We start from the raw sequence: 16,027 nt of genomic DNA, 5'->3' as shown, positions 1-16,027 counted from the left end.
GGTGATTCTTCTAATATTCTATTTTACGTTTAAATGGAGGTAGTGAGTCGATTAAGGCTTGTCCGTATCGCTTAGTGACTAGGCGTCGATCAAGAATCGTTACTCTACCAGAATCTCTCTCTTTACGCAGTAAGCGACCTACGCTCTGGATCAGCTTTTTGCTTGCGTCTGGTACAGTTATTTGCATAAACGGGTTTCCTCCTTTTTTCTCAATGTATTCGGAATGAGCCTGCTCAATAGGGGAGGTTGGAACGCCAAATGGAATTTTTGTAATCACCAAGTTTTCAAGTAATTCGCCAGGTAAGTCTAGCCCCTCAGAGAAACTGCCAGTGCCAAATAAGACGCTGGTTTTATTTGATTCTATAAACTTTTTATGTTTTTTTAGAATATCTTGACGTGAGCTTTCACCTTGAACTTGCAACGCCCAGCCTTTTTTTATGAACTCCGAAGAGAGTGCCTTCGCGACTTGGTTCATCTGCCAATAGGATGAGAATAATACTAAGTTGGCTTTCTTGTCTTCCAAGTACTTAGGTAAGATCTCAATAAGATATTCAGTAAATTGAGGCGCTGGTGGTTCATATTTCATCGCAGGGATGAGTAATTCTGCCTGGTTTTGGTAATCGAATGGTGACGCAAGCGCTAAAAACTGAGTGCCTGATTCTGGTTTTCCATCAATACCAACCTGATGGCAAAAGTAATGGAAAGAGTTTAATGCACGCATCGTTGCGGAAACCAAAATGGCGCCAATACATCTGCTCCAAATCTGTTGGTCGAGTTGCCATCCAATTTCAAGTGGCGAAACACTCACAATGAAATCACCCTCGCGATCGGGGTGGGTTTCTAACCAGCGAGCTAAAGGCGCACCTTTTTCACGAGTTGGTTCAGCCATTAAATGCCATACTTGCGCTAGGTTTTCTAACCTTTGAATGTAGAAACCGAGCTCTGCAAGCGCTGGTTCAGCCAACCTTGTCGCAAGCTCCCCGTCTTTTACTCTTTCCGCAATAAGGTCGGCAATTTTTGCCACACTCTGATTTGCTTTTTTACTGAACTGTTTTAGTTCTTTGGATTGGTTCTCTAGCCACTCAGGTAGTTCACCGTGTTCGAAGCGGTAGATACCCTCTTCAAATTGAGCTGGGTCGAACTGTTTGGGCAATTGAGTCAGTGCCGGTATCAAGTTCTGAACCGCGTCTTGAAGGTCGCTGCGAAATCGAGCTACGCGTTTCTCGTCTGCGAGTGATGAAAACTTACTAATCGACTGATTTAACTTCTCAAGCCATGCTGCCGCGCCTTTTAAACTCGCAGATGCTGAAGCATGGTCACGAGCGACGTGAGGTAAGTGATGTGCCTCGTCGAAGACGTATATTGTATTTTCTGGCTCAGGTAAAATCACGCCGCCACCTAAATCTGCGTCTGCCATGACGAGAGAGTGGTTAGCAATGATGACATCGTTTTTATCCAACTCTGAGCGCGCTTTTTGGAATGGGCAGCCGCGGTGGCCTGGTAAACTGTTATTGCAACTGTGTTTATCACTGACAATCAGTTGCCAAAGCTTATCGTCGATGGGTTTAGGCCAAGAATCACGGTCACCGTCCCATTTACCTTGCGCAAGAGAGCGATGCATTGTTTCTAACAGCTCTATATCTTTTTGCTTAGGTTTGGTTTCAAACATGGCTAACTGGCCACCATCAGCACCGCTAGCAGTGGCGAGCTTTTCTGCACAACAATAGCGTTGACGGCCTTTTGCCAAAATAAAAGAAAACTCTCGGTCGGTAATCCGACGAAAAAGAGGGAGGTCTTTATTTATGAGCTGCTCTTGCAGAGCGACGGTCGCCGTTGAGATAACCACTTTCCTATTGTTATGTACAGCCACGGGAATGGTCGCCATTAGATAAGAGAGCGATTTACCAATTCCAGTCCCTGCTTCTGCAACGAGTATTCGGTTAGATTTGTGATACTGACCGCACAGCGTTTTTGCAATCTCTGCAACAAGGTAGTTTTGTGCTCTTCTAGGCACAAAGTTATCAAGTTGATCTTGAAGGTTTTGATAGCTATTACGAATCGATTTTTGAATGTTACTGGTCAGCATACGGGCCTCAAATGCGTTGGAGGCGAATAGTAGCACACATCACTAGTTGTACAGTAGTTCACAAAACGGAATGCTTTTATAAGGAATGTAGATCTCCTTCACAAAAAAATATTGAACCTAATCTTAATGAAATTAATTTCATTATATGAAAAATATAAAACTCTAAATATGATGTTTTTGTGGTTTTTTATTCCATTTTATGTGTTTCATAGAGTCTGTTTTGGGTTTAAAATCTCATTGTTAACGGTTTTATAAATTATGAAAAATCAAGAGGATTGATTAGATGTTCGTCGAGTAAATAAAGATAAGTATTACAAGTTATTGTTTTTTAATATTATTTTTGTTTTTTTACATTGGCATTTAGAAAATTTGACAGCCAGAATAATCTTTTGCACTCTTAGCTCCAGATTTTGAGGAGGTGCTGTATAACGTTTTGTTAACGCTCTACCTCAAACATATAAAAAAAGGGAACCGGACAAGGATATCCCGAACTAAGAAAAGGCAGTGGATTAATTATGAAAAAAACTCTATTAGCACTAGCTGTAGTTGCGTCTGCAACTTCAGTGAACGCAGCTGAAGTATTCAAATCTGAAGAAGGTTCTGTAGATTTCTACGGTCAGCTACGTCCAACTCTTCTATTCACAGAAAAAACTGATCACACAGCAGAGCTAAACACTAGCTCTTCTCGTACTGGTGTGAACGCGGTTTACGTTGTTGACGAAAGCCTAAAAGTTCTGGGTGAAGTTGAAATCGGTGTTGCTCTAGGTGACAACTACGACGCAGGTGCTGATTCAAGCGAGCGTACAGATGACTCTGTATACGTACGTCGCCACATCATCGGCTTTGATATGGGTGATATGGGTACTCTTCGCTTCGGTAAAGAAGGTACTTGGGCTGATGACGTATACTTCGCAGATTACTCTTACTTCTTCGGTGGTAACGCAGCGGAAACTGCATACGGTCACGCTTGGAACAACGATTCTCAAATCAAATACGCTTACGAAAATGACGCATTCTGGCTAAAAGCTGGTTACGCGCTAGGCGAAAAAGATTCTAACGAAGAAGTACTAGAAGTATTCGTTGGTAAATCTTTCAACGACCTATCTCTACACGCTGGTGTACTTACTGCGAACAACGACATCAACGTAACTAAAGAGAAAAAACTAGTTCTTAATGGTGTAGAGCAAACAGTTTCTCACACAGAGCGTACTGATAACGAAAACCTATCTTTTGAAGTAACTGCTGAGTACGCACTAAACGAGCACACTCTAGGTGCTACGTACTACTACAACGAAAACGAAGATAAGCTAGGTAAATCAACAGTTGATTCACACTACATCGTTGTAGCTGGTATGTTCGCTGTTGCTCCTAAAACAACTCTATACTCTGGTTACGAGTACCTAGCTCAGTCTACTGACGAAGCAGGTAAAGTAGACGCAGACTCTTCTTGGTTCTACGCTGGTGTTGAATACAAGTTCTCTAAATGGGCACGTGTATTCGCAGAAGCGGGTTACACTTTCGAAGGTACTGACTTCGACAACAAAGACACAGACGACGCAACTAACTTCGGTGTTGGTGCTCGTTTCTACTGGTAATCAATACCCAGTTTGATATTGTAAGACCCAGCTATATGCTGGGTCTTTTACTATGAAGATAAGGATGAAAAATTCTATGCAGTTATCATTAAAAGTGGCAATGGCACTGTCTATTTTTGCCAGTACAAACCTCTACGCTGCAACGACTTTAGTGGTTCCAGAAGACGTGAAGTTATTGGCCGTCAACATGGAGAAGCCAGATCTAGAAGGTGGTCTTTTTTCTAGTGAGAAGACAATCGAACTACCTGACGGAACGAATCAAATTGTCTTCAAATATCAACCTACATTCGAAATTAACGAAAACCTTAAGACGGTTTACAGTGATGTAATCGTTGCTAAATTTGATGCTGAAAACGAAAAGCTAACGTTTGAACTGCCAGAGTTTAAAACTCTTCGCCAAGCGCAAAACAACATCTCGCCTCTAGATTGGCAATTACTGGATACCAAAGGCCAACCTATTGCTTTGGTCGAAGATATATTAGAGTCAGATGGTGTTCAAATTGGTCGTAATTACCCTCAAGAATCTCGTAACTACAATATTGCTGGCGGTATCGCGAGTGTTGCCGTTAGTTATGTAACTGTGAATCAGCATCAACAATCAGTAAGTGATATCGAGCCTCGAGTTGAGACTAGTGATACCCGTTCAACAGCCGCATCGAACGACAGCCCAATGGTTGATGTATTAAAGACTATGTACCAGAAAGCGTCTCCGGCGGAAAAAGAGGCATTTAAAAACTGGCTTGCTGAGCAGTAATCCCTTAGTTCATTAGATAGGGCTTAACTGAAAAAGTACGAATCTAAAAAGCAGGCTTTAAGCCTGCTTTTATCTTTTCTGCTTATTAGAGAGAGATTTCTCTCCATTCACCAGGCATTAGGTCGTTAAGGACGATATCACCCATCGAATGACGAATGAGGCGCAAAGTAGGGAAGCCAATGTGCGCAGTCATGCGACGCACCTGACGATTTCTTCCTTCAATAATGGTAATGGCTAACCAAGTGGTAGGGATATTTGCGCGAAAACGGACCGGAGGCGTTCTGTCCCAGACTTGTGGTTCTGGAATAACTTCAACTTCGGCTGGTAGAGTCATACCATCTTTTAGCTCTACTCCCTTTCTCAATTTTTCAAGATCTTGCTCCTGAGGAGCGCCATCAACTTGAACCCAATAAGTCTTCGGCGATTTTGACTTTGGCTGCGTTAGCTTCGCCTGCAAGATGCCATCGTTAGTGAGTACCATCAAACCTTCGCTGTCTCGGTCCAATCGGCCAGCCGCATAGACATTTTTGATTGGGATATAGTCCGCTAACGTTTTGCGACCATCGCCATCGGTAAATTGACTGAGCGTATCGTAAGGCTTATTGAAAATAATGACTTTACGATCTTTAGGGGCCACTTTTGGCTTTTGGCTTTTTGTTGGGCGATTAGGGCGGCGGTCTTGCTGAGTACGAGTCTTCGAGCCATTGCGAGCTCCTGAGTGTTTAAAATGGCCCGTTTTAGACTGGTTACGACTGCGACCTTTTTCCTGACCTGTACGAGATGACATGTTAACTACCCTGCAAAAATGTAAATGAACTGTGTTTGAAAGTTTTAAGTTTTCTCATGATCGGATATGATTTGCGCGCCTAAAACTAACAAACGCGCACAGAATGATAGACTAATTCGTGTTATTTGTTTAATTATATCAGTGCACTCATGGATTCAGAGCTTAGAGCTTCAAACTACAACAAAGAGTGCGAACCGCATGTGGCGTTAGTGAGGAGACATGTACTGCTAACGTGCAGCAATGCGTCAATTAAACCAACTCAGACGCTGAGTTGATCAGCCAACAAGTTGATTAAAAAATAGGGAAATTTCATGCCTACAGAAAAACCTACAATTATCTACACCATCACTGATGAAGCGCCGGCGCTAGCAACTTATTCATTACTACCAATCATTCAATCATTCACAGCATCGTCTGGCATCAATGTAGATACTCGTGATATTTCACTAGCAGGTCGAATTATCGCTAACTTCCCAGAGCATCTAAAAGAAGAACAGCGCATTGGCGATGCGTTGACTGAGCTTGGTGAACTAGCTCAAACTCCAGAAGCAAATATCATCAAGCTACCTAACATTTCAGCTTCAGTTCCTCAGCTTAAAGCGGCGATTAAAGAGCTTCAGGCGAAAGGTTACGATTTACCAAACTACCCAGAAGAGCCGAGCACGTACGAAGAGAAAGCGATTAAAGCGGCTTACGACAAAATCAAAGGTAGTGCGGTTAACCCAGTACTTCGTGAAGGTAACTCAGACCGTCGTGCTCCGACTTCGGTTAAGAACTACGCGAAGAAAAACCCACACTCAATGGGTGCATGGTCAGCAGAATCTAAGTCTCATGTTGCGAGCATGTCAGACAATGACTTCTTTGGTAGCGAAAAGTCTACAACTATCTCTGGTGCAACAGATGTCAAAATCGAGTTTGTCGGTAATGATGGTACAGTTAAAGAGCTTAAGTCTGCGTTCCCATTACTAGATAAAGAAGTCATTGATACTTCAGTAATGAAGAAGAAGGCGTTGGTTGAATTTTTCGAGAAAGAGATTGCTGAAGCGAAAGCACAAGACGTGCTGCTGTCTCTTCATATGAAAGCGACGATGATGAAAGTTTCTGACCCTGTCATTTTCGGCCATGCCGTAAAAGTTTACTACAAAGACGTTTTCGATAAGTACGGTAAGCTGTTTGAAGAGCTAGGCGTTGATGTAAACAATGGCATCGGTGATGTTTACTCAAAAATTGAGTCTCTACCTGAAGCGCAAAAAGCAGAAATTGAAGCGGCCATTCAAGCGGTTTACCAAACTCAACCAGAACTTGCGATGGTTGACTCTGATCGTGGTATCACAAACTTACATGTACCAAGTGACATTATTGTAGATGCTTCTATGCCAGCAATGCTTCGCTCTTCGGGTCAAATGTGGGGACCAGATGGTAAACAAAAAGACACCAAAGCGATGATTCCAGATCGTAGCTACGCAGGTATTTACCAAGCGGTTATTGATTTCTGTAAAGAGCACGGCGCATTTGATCCAACCACTATGGGTAGCGTACCTAACGTTGGTCTAATGGCTCAGAAAGCTGAAGAGTATGGTTCTCACGACAAGACATTCATTCTAGACGCTGCGGGTACTGTTCGCGTTGTTGATGCTTCAGGTAACGTACTGTTAGAGCAAGCGGTTGAAGAAGGTGATATCTTCCGTATGTGTCAGGTTAAAGACGCACCAATCCAAGATTGGGTTAAACTAGCAGTGACTCGCGCACGTGCAACAGGTGTTCCAGCTGTATTCTGGCTAGATGAAAACCGCGCGCACGATGCTGAGCTCATCAAGAAAGTAAACGCCTACCTACCAGATCACGATACTGACGGTCTAGAGATTAAGATCCTATCTCCTGTTGAAGCTTGTAAGTACTCACTAGAGCGTATGAAAGCGGGCCTAGATACTATCTCTGTTACAGGTAATGTTCTTCGTGACTACCTAACAGACTTGTTCCCAATTCTAGAGTTAGGTACGTCTGCTAAGATGCTATCTATTGTTCCATTGATGAATGGTGGTGGTCTATTTGAAACAGGCGCTGGTGGTTCTGCTCCTAAGCACGTTCAACAAGTAGAAAAAGAGAATCACCTTCGTTGGGATTCTTTGGGCGAGTTCCTAGCGCTTGCAGCTTCGTTAGAGCATTTAAGTGTAGCGACAAACAATCCTAAGGCTCAGGTTCTCGCAGATACACTAGATAAAGCGACCGGTGAGTTTTTAGACACCAACAAATCTCCGTCACGCAAAGTGGGTGAGCTAGATAACCGTGGAAGCCACTTCTATCTTGCACTTTACTGGGCGAAAGCGCTTTCAGAGCAAACGGATGATGCGGATCTTGCTGCTGAATTTGCACCAATTGCAAAAGCGCTGTCAGAGCAGGAAGAAACGATCGTTGCTGAGCTAAATAATGCGCAAGGCGTGAAAGGTGAGCTAGGAGGTTACTACTTACTAGACGATGCATTGGTTTCTAAATTGATGCGTCCAAGCGAAACCTTTAACGCAATCATTAACAAGTAAGTTAGTGTAAAAACACGTCGTTTTCGGCGTGTTTCCTATCCTGTAAGTGCGTTGTAAGTGTTCCTTTTGTAACACGTGCTCTAAATAGTAAGAAACCCGCTATCTTGGCGGGTTTATTTTTCTCTTCAAAACATCAACGTGGCGTTTCGAGAGCAATATTTTTATATTTCGACAGCGCTCTAATTATTTGGCTTGGCCTTCAAGAGGCACGACGCTACTCGCGTGACAGCCTTTGGGACCTTTTTCAATCTCGTAAGAGACTTGTTGGCCTGCTTTCAGTGTACGATAACCGTCCATCTGGATAGTTGAGTAGTGGGCAAAGATATCTCCCTCTTCTTCATCTGAACAAATAAACCCAAATCCTTTGGCATTGTTAAACCACTTTACTGTACCTGTAGCCATGCTTTACATCCCTCATGCATTTTTTACTGATGTTGTTACTGCAACCAAGTTATACCTTTAACTTGGTACTACCATTGTCAGCGAATGCCAACAAACGTCAAATCAATGATAAGTCACATTCATCAAACCACTTAAAGAAGAGAAGTTTCAAAATGATGATTTATGCATCGACACTTTCCACTGTAGTCAATGAATTTCGACAGTCAATAGCAGTGAGCAACAAACAGAAACATAATTGAAAACAAATCACTTTTGAGATTAACAAATTTGCAAACAGTTTTTCGTATATACGCAGAAGTTTAGTCAATTTGCCTATGAAGTGGCTCATACTGAAAAAGCCATACTGTCCGTGTTGCTTATGGGAGAAGAATCCTCTGGCTGAATAAAAAATGAAGTTTTCGTGATAATTACCGTATTCTCAATGAGGAAGTGTGATCCAGATAGAAGATGATGGGGTGGTTTGCAATAGTCCGAGAGCAATAAATAGAAAGTTCTTTTATAAGAAAAAATGTGTAACTTATCGACAAGCATCTTTTATTTGCGCCGTATCAAGACGTGCATTAGTCTCTATATTAGGTAGCAACTTTTATCGATCAAAGATCGAATTCGGTGCCATAACTCACTACACCGCGCTGCATGCTTGTGGTAGATTGTTTTTATAGGTCGAAAACATCAACCCTTTGATACGATATCTTTAGATTGCCATGAGTAAAAATTTTGAATGGGTCACTCCGGACTCTGATCTTCTGGAGCGAGAAAGTACGAAAGTCCAGCCACCTAAGCTGTACAATGTCGTACTCAATAATGATGACTATACACCTATGGATTTCGTCATAGAGGTGCTTGAGCGATTTTTCTCACATGATATTGATAAAGCAACTCAAATCATGCTTCAGGTCCACTATGAAGGAAAGGCAATCTGCGGCACATACAGCGCAGAAATTGCCGAGACAAAAGTAGCGCAAGTTACGATGTACGCAAGGGAAAATGAACATCCGCTACTTTGCACTATGGAGCAAGCGTAAACAAAGAAGACTTGCTCGAACAACCCCAGTTGTTTTTTCGGGAGGTACTTATGCTAAATAAAGAACTAGAGTCAAGCCTTAACGGTGCATTTGCTCGGGCGCGAGATAAACGCCACGAGTTTATGACTGTCGAACACCTCCTACTTGCATTGTTGGAAAATGATGCAGCTAAGGAAGCCCTTCTAGCTTGTAAGGCGGATCTTGACGCTTTACGCAACGAACTCGATATTTTCATCGATCAAACTACGCCTCTTATCCCAGATAGTGATGAGACGCGTGAAACGCAGCCGACTTTGAGTTTTCAACGTGTACTACAACGCGCCGTCTTTCATGTACAGTCGTCTGGTCGTAATGAAGTAACAGGCGCCAACGTGCTTGTTGCTATCTTCAGTGAGCAAGAGTCGCATGCCGCTTACCTTCTGAAGAAAAATGACATCTCCCGATTAGATATTGTTAACTTCATCTCCCACGGTATTACTAAAGCATCAGGTGCAGGTGAGGATTCATCATCAGACTCGTTTAGCTCAGAAAGTGTTGAAGAGCCTAATTCTGAAGAACGCCTAGAAAGCTTTGCGACGAATCTTAATCAAGTCGCTAAAGATGGAAACATCGACCCACTCATTGGACGTGATAAAGAGTTAGAGCGCACTATTCAGGTACTTTGTCGACGCCGCAAGAATAATCCACTACTAGTGGGTGAGGCAGGGGTTGGTAAAACAGCTATTGCGGAAGGTCTTGCATGGAGAATTGTCGAAGGGCAGGTCCCTGAGGTCATTCAAAACAGCGTGATTTATTCACTAGATATTGGCTCTTTGCTCGCTGGTACCAAATATCGCGGTGATTTTGAAAAACGCTTCAAGGCGATTTTGAAACAACTTGAAAAAGAAGAGGATGCCATTTTGTTCATCGATGAAATACATACCATCATCGGTGCAGGCGCGGCATCTGGGGGGCAAGTCGATGCAGCAAATCTTATTAAGCCTCTTTTGAGTAGCGGTAAGTTGCGTTGTATTGGTTCGACGACATACCAAGAATACAGCAACATTTTCGAGAAAGAGCGTGCGTTGTCTCGCCGTTTCCAAAAGATAGACGTTGTAGAGCCTTCATTAGATGACACAACTAAAATCTTGATGGGCTTGAAGCCGAAGTACGAAGCTCACCATGAAGTACGTTATACCAATAAAGCTCTGCGTGCCGCGGTAGAACTGTCGGCTAAATACATTAATGAACGCCATCTACCAGATAAGGCCATTGATGTCATTGATGAAGCTGGTGCGCGTAGTCGTCTTGCTCCTGCAAGCCGTCGTAAAAAAACGGTCGGAGTGGCTGATATCGAATCAATGGTTGCCAAAATGGCGCGAATTCCAGAGAAGTCGGTTTCTTCTTCAGATAAAGACATTTTGAAAAACTTAGATAGCAAAATGAAGATGTTGGTATTTGGTCAAGATAATGCGATTGATGCATTGTCCGAGGCGATCAAGCTGACACGTGCAGGTTTAGGTGTAGACAACAAACCTGTTGGTTCATTCTTGTTTGCAGGCCCAACAGGGGTTGGTAAAACAGAGGTGACGGTGCAGTTATCTAAGCTTCTAGGTATCGAGCTACTTCGTTTTGATATGTCTGAGTATGGTGAGCGTCACTCTGTAAGTCGCTTAATTGGTGCGCCTCCTGGCTATGTCGGTTATGACCAAGGTGGTTTGCTAACTGATGCTGTTATTAAGCACCCACATTCAGTCGTATTACTTGATGAGATTGAAAAAGCGCACCCTGATATCTTTAACCTGTTGTTGCAAGTCATGGATAACGGTACGCTAACGGACAACAATGGTCGCAAAGCAGACTTCCGTAATGTCATTCTTGTTATGACAACTAACGCAGGTGTGGCGGAAACCGAGAAGAAATCAATTGGTTTGATTCAACAAGACAACAGTCACGATGCAATGGCGGAAATTAAGAAGGTGTTTACTCCTGAGTTCCGTAACCGTCTTGATAACATCATCTGGTTTAACAGCCTTGATGAAAGCGTTATCCATCAAGTGGTTGATAAGTTCATTGTCGAACTGCAAGTGCAACTTGATGCGAGAGGCGTTTCAATGGAAGTATCGCAAGACGCTCGCCATTGGTTAGCACATAAAGGTTATGACAAAGCTATGGGGGCTCGCCCAATGGGGCGTGTTATCCAAGAACAGCTTAAGAAGCCTTTGGCTAACGAACTGTTGTTTGGATCTTTAGTTGACGGCGGTACAGTGAAGGTAACGCTGGTCAACGATACGCTTGAGTTTGAATACTTAAGTGAGAAAGAGACAGCGATGCATTAATCGTTAGTCGGTAACAAACGCAAAAGCGTACGAGAAGATCGTACGCTTTTTTTTATCTGAACTAAATCGGAAAAAATTGTGCAATAAAAAACGGAGCAGCTTGCTCCGTTTTTTATTGCATCCGAAAATCAGAGATTAACGAGCGCGGAAGACGATGCGGCCTTTTGACAGGTCGTATGGAGTCATCTCTACAGTTACTTTGTCACCCGTTAGGATACGGATGTAGTTCTTACGCATCTTGCCAGAGATGTGAGCAGTCACAACGTGACCGTTTTCAAGTTCAACACGGAACATAGTGTTTGGTAGAGTGTCAAGGACTGTGCCTTGCATCTCGATTACGTCTTCTTTAGCCATTTAATCCTCTTTAGAAATTAGGCAATATTAGCGGGCTATATTCTGCCGCTAAATAGTAATTATGTAAAGTTGAGGCGTATTCTACCCTCGCCAACGCTGATTTACTAGCCTTTGGTGGCGTTGAAAGCGTGTTTTGTAGCTCATTGCTGGGCACTCATCAATCTGATATCCCAAATATAGCCACTGTTGTTTGTTTTCTTGGCAGTATTTAATTTGATAAAGCACTGCTAACGTGCCAAGAGATAACTCGTAGTCAGGGTCAAAAAAAGTATAAAAAGCACTCGAGCATTGTGGCATCAAATCTGTCACTGCAATGGCGAGCAATTGATCTGATTCATCGTAAATGTGTAAAAACGACGTTGTCAGCCAGCTCGTTTGAGCAAATCGAGCAAACTCATCACGCTTTGGTGGGTACATAGTGCCGTTTTTATGCCGTTTGCAGATGTACCGACTGTAAAGCTCAAACCATTCCTCATCCATTTCAGGTTTCATTTCCCAGCGTAAAGACTGTGCTTTATTAAGCAGCCTCTTCTGACTTTTTGATAATCTAACGTCTGGAATCGATACTCGAATTGGCTGGCAAGCGGTGCAATGCTCGCAATGCGGTTTATATATGGTATCTCCGCTACGACGAAAACCGTTAGCCATGAGCAACTGGTAATTTTCTTCAGTATGCAGCCTTTCATCAAGCGCCACCGCAACCCGCTCTTGCCGTTCAGGCAAATAACTACAAGGGTGATTATTCGTCAACCCTATTCGAATATGTTGTATATCCGTACTCATACTGAATCCTGCAAAACTTGGGGCTGATAGGCATCAAATAGTGTTTGCTTTTCTCTTAAAGATAGTAGTTTTTGCATAAATTCGTCACGCTCAAGTTCAAATGCGCCAAGTGATGCCAAGTGAGAATTCATAACTTGGCAATCGATTAATTGACCTTGCTTTGACGCCAAATGGTTGCATAAGTACCACAATGCAATTTTGGATGCGTTATCTTTTAGACTAAACATCGACTCTCCGCAAAAAAGTTGGCCCACGCAAATGCCATATAGTCCGCCAATCAGGTTGTTGTCATGCCATACTTCTACAGAGTGACAGTGACCAAGTTTGGCTAACTCAATGTAGGAAGCTTGCATTTCCTCGTTGAGCCATGTTTCCTCTGCAGGGCGTGTTGAAGAACATAGTCTAATCACTTCTTCTGTCGCGAAATTGAGTGTTACTTTATAGTTATGTTTACGCTGAAATTTTTTGAGACTTTTAGATGGCTTAAACTGCAATGGGTCAAACACAGCGCGCGGAGAAGGGCTCCACCATAAAATAGGTTCACCAGGACCATACCAAGGGAAAATGCCTTGATAGTAACCATTGAGGATTCTCATGGGGTTTAAGTCACCACCAAAAGCCAGCAAACCATTGGGGTCGCTGAGTGCTTTATAGGGTGAGGGAAAGTTGAACGTTTCATCGAGTTCAGTTAAATAAATAGCCATAAGAAGTCGTTACCAACATTGGAGTCAGAGGAGTTTATGATGACCTGGTTAAGAAATATCGTAAAAGTATGGCTTGGGATCATACTGTTTTTACCACTTGTCGCCAACGCAGCCTATGAAAGAAATGTTGCCAAGCCAGTTAATGAAGTAGTTTACGGGAAGATTGACTCTGTCCGTTATATTACTCAACAAGAGGTTGTTCAATCGAAAAGTAACGGTTGGAAGACACTACTTGGTGCCACTATCGGTGGTTTAGTCGGTAATCAATTTGGTGGCGGTACGGGAAGAGAAGTCGCGACGGCAGTGGGTGCGCTTGCAGGTGCCGCAGTTGCTCAAAACCAAAGTAATTACCAATACACGGTTGAATATAAGTTAGTTGAGCTACTCATCAAAGTGAAGGGTGATAAGCTAATTAATGTCATCCAAGATGTTGATAAAAATATGTTATTTAGTCGAGGGGATGAAGTTCGTATTTTATATTTTGATGATGGAGTCAGGGTTGATATCACTTATTAACCCTAGGTTGTTTTAGTCTAACGAAGCCTAATCAGGCATGTACAGTCGGGCTGGCTTATCGTCAAATAAAGTCGAAATAGTTTGCTGTTTCGCCGTGCTTCTTTCGCTCTGATTTACATCGCTGGCAATGCCTTTAATTCTGTATCTTTAGGCTGCTTGAGGATATTCATAAATTAGCGCCGATTTACTCTGGTTTTGTCGTGTTTTTTTGGGTAGTCTGAATTCACGAAGAATTGTTTAGCCCTCATAAAAAATCGTATGTTGAGGGCACAAAGGATTATCAACTTTTAATGGAAAGCCTAACGTTACAACCTATCAATAAAATTCAAGGGGAAGTGAACCTTCCTGGCTCTAAAAGTGTTTCTAATCGAGCTCTTTTACTTGCTGCTCTTGCTAAAGGCAGAACTCGCCTTACTAATCTCCTCGACAGTGATGATATTCGTCATATGCTGAATGCGCTGACTAAACTAGGCGTTCAATACCAACTTTCCGAAGATAAAACAGAATGTCTCGTTGACGGCCTTGGGCGTCCGTTTTCTGTCTCAGAGTCGGTAGAGTTATTTCTCGGCAATGCTGGCACTGCGATGCGACCATTAGCTGCGGCTCTTTGTCTTGGAGAAGGGGAGTATGTACTGACGGGCGAACCTCGTATGAAAGAGCGTCCAATTGGTCACCTTGTCACGGCACTGAAAGATGCTGGTGCGAACGTTGAGTACATGGAAAACGAGAACTTTCCGCCTCTCAAAATAATTGGTACTGGCCTAAAAGCAGGTACAGTTTCTATCGATGGGTCCATTTCAAGTCAGTTCTTGACCGCTTTCTTAATGTCTGCGCCATTGGCTGAAGGTGAAATTCGCATCAACATCGAAGGCGATTTGGTTTCTAAGCCTTATATCGATATCACCCTGCATATCATGAAGCAGTTTGGAGTCGATGTGATCAACAATGACTATCAAGAGTTTGTGATCCCAGCCGGTCAGCAATACATCGCTCCAGGTGATTTCTTGGTTGAAGGTGACGCGTCTTCTGCTTCTTACTTCTTGGCGGCGGCAGCCATCAAAGGCGGAGAAGTTAAAGTCACGGGTATCGGTAAAAACAGCATTCAAGGTGATATTCAATTTGCTGATGCGCTTGAAAAAATGGGTGCAGAAATTGAATGGGGTGATGACTACGTAATTTCACGTGTTGGTCAATTAAAAGGCATTGATATGGATTACAACCATATCCCTGATGCTGCAATGACCATCGCGACAACAGCGTTATTTGCCGAAGGCACTACCGCTATTCGTAACGTTTATAACTGGCGTGTAAAAGAAACAGACCGTTTGTCAGCTATGGCGACTGAGTTACGTAAAGTTGGTGCGGAAGTGGAAGAAGGGGAAGACTACATCATCGTCAAACCTGTTTCTCAGTTAAAGCATGCAGCGATTGATACTTACGATGATCATCGTATGGCGATGTGTTTTTCGCTGGTGGCACTTAGTGATACGCCTGTGACGATTAACGATCCAAAGTGTACGTCGAAAACGTTCCCTGACTACTTCGACAAACTTAAGGCTTTAAGTTGCTAAATATTCTGACCTAAAACAGGAAAGCCAGAGTGAATAACACTCTGGCTTTTTTGTTTCCCAATACTATTTAACCAGCGTAAATTCCTTAGAAAGGTGATGCGCTAAGTATTTGAACATATTGAATACTGCAGTCGTATTTGAAGTTGGTAAACCTTTGTCATCAAGGAAGTATTCACCTTTAAAAACTAAAACACCTTCTTTTTCTTCTACGCTTGTTGCTCGCATCCCCTCGATGTAATCATCGTGCTCTTGGATGATTTGGTTAGCGATCAAAAGAAGGTCGAACTCTTCGATAAACGTTCTATCAGACATATTCTTTCTACCATCCTATTCAGTTAAGAACGCTGAGTATACCTACAACTAAAATGGGTTTGCATGATTAATTCAGTCAATCGTTCAGTAAGACTAAACAGATCAATTTTTAGAGTATAAGCATGATGCGGAGGAAGATGGCAGAGCATTGAACCAAACTATTTTGTGATGGGTAACAAAATTTATTGCATTGGATTAGCGGATGCTAAGTTTGCCTGTTTAGATATGCCGCTCAATACCTTTCAGAACCCTGTCTCTTTGAAGTATAAAGACGATGAATTGT

14 protein-coding genes are annotated in these 16,027 nt (G+C 42.7%); 7 read left to right on the top strand and 7 right to left on the bottom strand.

Annotated features, from left to right (window positions below; genetic code table 11):
- Positions 1–10 precede the first annotated feature (10 nt).
- The gene (gene dinG, locus L3V37_RS06445) at positions 11–2,086 is read right to left on the bottom strand and encodes an ATP-dependent DNA helicase DinG (protein ID WP_237306014.1); all 2,076 of its coding nucleotides are present in this window, start codon (positions 2,084–2,086) and stop codon (positions 11–13) included.
- Between the two features lie 515 nt (positions 2,087–2,601).
- Between dinG and L3V37_RS06440 the strand changes: the two genes are divergently transcribed.
- The gene (locus L3V37_RS06440) at positions 2,602–3,681 is read left to right on the top strand and encodes a porin (protein WP_005378424.1); all 1,080 of its coding nucleotides are present in this window, start codon (positions 2,602–2,604) and stop codon (positions 3,679–3,681) included.
- 76 nt (positions 3,682–3,757) lie between these two features.
- Positions 3,758–4,435 carry a DUF2057 family protein gene (locus L3V37_RS06435; RefSeq protein ID WP_213874672.1) on the top strand — a complete coding sequence of 226 codons (678 nt, stop codon included), beginning with the start codon at positions 3,758–3,760 and terminating at the stop codon, positions 4,433–4,435.
- Between the two features lie 85 nt (positions 4,436–4,520).
- On the opposite strand, the gene L3V37_RS06430 is transcribed toward L3V37_RS06435, so the two are convergent.
- Complete coding sequence (locus L3V37_RS06430) at positions 4,521–5,222, bottom strand: pseudouridine synthase (protein WP_005387874.1); 702 nt, start codon at positions 5,220–5,222, stop codon at positions 4,521–4,523.
- A 311-nt stretch (positions 5,223–5,533) separates the two neighbouring features.
- On the opposite strand from L3V37_RS06430, the gene L3V37_RS06425 reads away from it, so the two are divergent.
- Positions 5,534–7,759 carry an NADP-dependent isocitrate dehydrogenase gene (locus tag L3V37_RS06425; protein ID WP_005387876.1) on the top strand — a complete coding sequence of 742 codons (2,226 nt, stop codon included), beginning with the start codon at positions 5,534–5,536 and terminating at the stop codon, positions 7,757–7,759.
- A 183-nt stretch (positions 7,760–7,942) separates the two neighbouring features.
- On the opposite strand, the gene cspD is transcribed toward L3V37_RS06425, so the two are convergent.
- Positions 7,943–8,161: a cold shock domain-containing protein CspD gene (gene cspD / locus L3V37_RS06420; RefSeq protein ID WP_005378407.1), complete on the bottom strand. Its 219-nt coding sequence runs from the start codon at positions 8,159–8,161 to the stop codon at positions 7,943–7,945.
- 704 nt (positions 8,162–8,865) lie between these two features.
- On the opposite strand from cspD, the gene clpS reads away from it, so the two are divergent.
- Together clpS and clpA are read left to right on the top strand one after the other, a co-directional pair.
- Entirely contained in the window at positions 8,866–9,186 is a 321-nt protein-coding gene (gene clpS, locus L3V37_RS06415) for an ATP-dependent Clp protease adapter ClpS (protein WP_005378419.1), read from the top strand.
- A gap of 50 nt (positions 9,187–9,236) precedes the next feature.
- Positions 9,237–11,504, top strand: coding sequence for an ATP-dependent Clp protease ATP-binding subunit ClpA (gene clpA, locus L3V37_RS06410; protein WP_005387879.1), 2,268 nt, complete (start codon positions 9,237–9,239; stop codon positions 11,502–11,504).
- 135 nt (positions 11,505–11,639) lie between these two features.
- Here the strand turns inward: clpA and infA are convergent, their stop codons facing one another.
- From infA to aat, 3 genes are all read right to left on the bottom strand, one after another.
- Positions 11,640–11,858 carry a translation initiation factor IF-1 gene (gene infA / locus L3V37_RS06405; RefSeq protein WP_001040192.1) on the bottom strand — a complete coding sequence of 73 codons (219 nt, stop codon included), beginning with the start codon at positions 11,856–11,858 and terminating at the stop codon, positions 11,640–11,642.
- Positions 11,859–11,939: 81 nt separating this feature from the next.
- Entirely contained in the window at positions 11,940–12,641 is a 702-nt protein-coding gene (locus L3V37_RS06400) for an arginyltransferase (RefSeq protein WP_005378346.1), read from the bottom strand.
- Entirely contained in the window at positions 12,638–13,345 is a 708-nt protein-coding gene (gene aat, locus L3V37_RS06395; RefSeq protein ID WP_005387881.1) for a leucyl/phenylalanyl-tRNA--protein transferase, read from the bottom strand. The genes L3V37_RS06400 and aat overlap by 4 nt, the downstream gene beginning before the upstream one ends.
- Positions 13,346–13,384: 39 nt before the next feature.
- Here aat and L3V37_RS06390 point away from each other — a divergent pair, with 39 nt between their 5' ends.
- Positions 13,385–13,861, top strand: coding sequence for a glycine zipper 2TM domain-containing protein (locus L3V37_RS06390; protein ID WP_005378348.1), 477 nt, complete (start codon positions 13,385–13,387; stop codon positions 13,859–13,861).
- 290 nt (positions 13,862–14,151) lie between these two features.
- A complete protein-coding gene (gene aroA, locus L3V37_RS06385; RefSeq protein WP_237306013.1) occupies positions 14,152–15,432 on the top strand; it encodes a 3-phosphoshikimate 1-carboxyvinyltransferase in 1,281 nt (426 codons plus the stop codon).
- Positions 15,433–15,495: 63 nt separating this feature from the next.
- Here aroA and L3V37_RS06380 read toward each other — a convergent pair whose 3' ends face one another.
- Positions 15,496–15,744, bottom strand: a complete 249-nt coding sequence (locus L3V37_RS06380; RefSeq protein ID WP_005387884.1) for a YciN family protein — start codon at positions 15,742–15,744, stop codon at positions 15,496–15,498.
- Between the last annotated feature and the right edge of the window lie 283 nt (positions 15,745–16,027).

Source organism: Vibrio sp. D54 (assembly GCF_021728075.1).
Lineage (GTDB): Bacteria > Pseudomonadota > Gammaproteobacteria > Enterobacterales > Vibrionaceae > Vibrio > Vibrio alginolyticus.
This window is presented reverse-complemented; position numbering and strand designations above follow the sequence as displayed.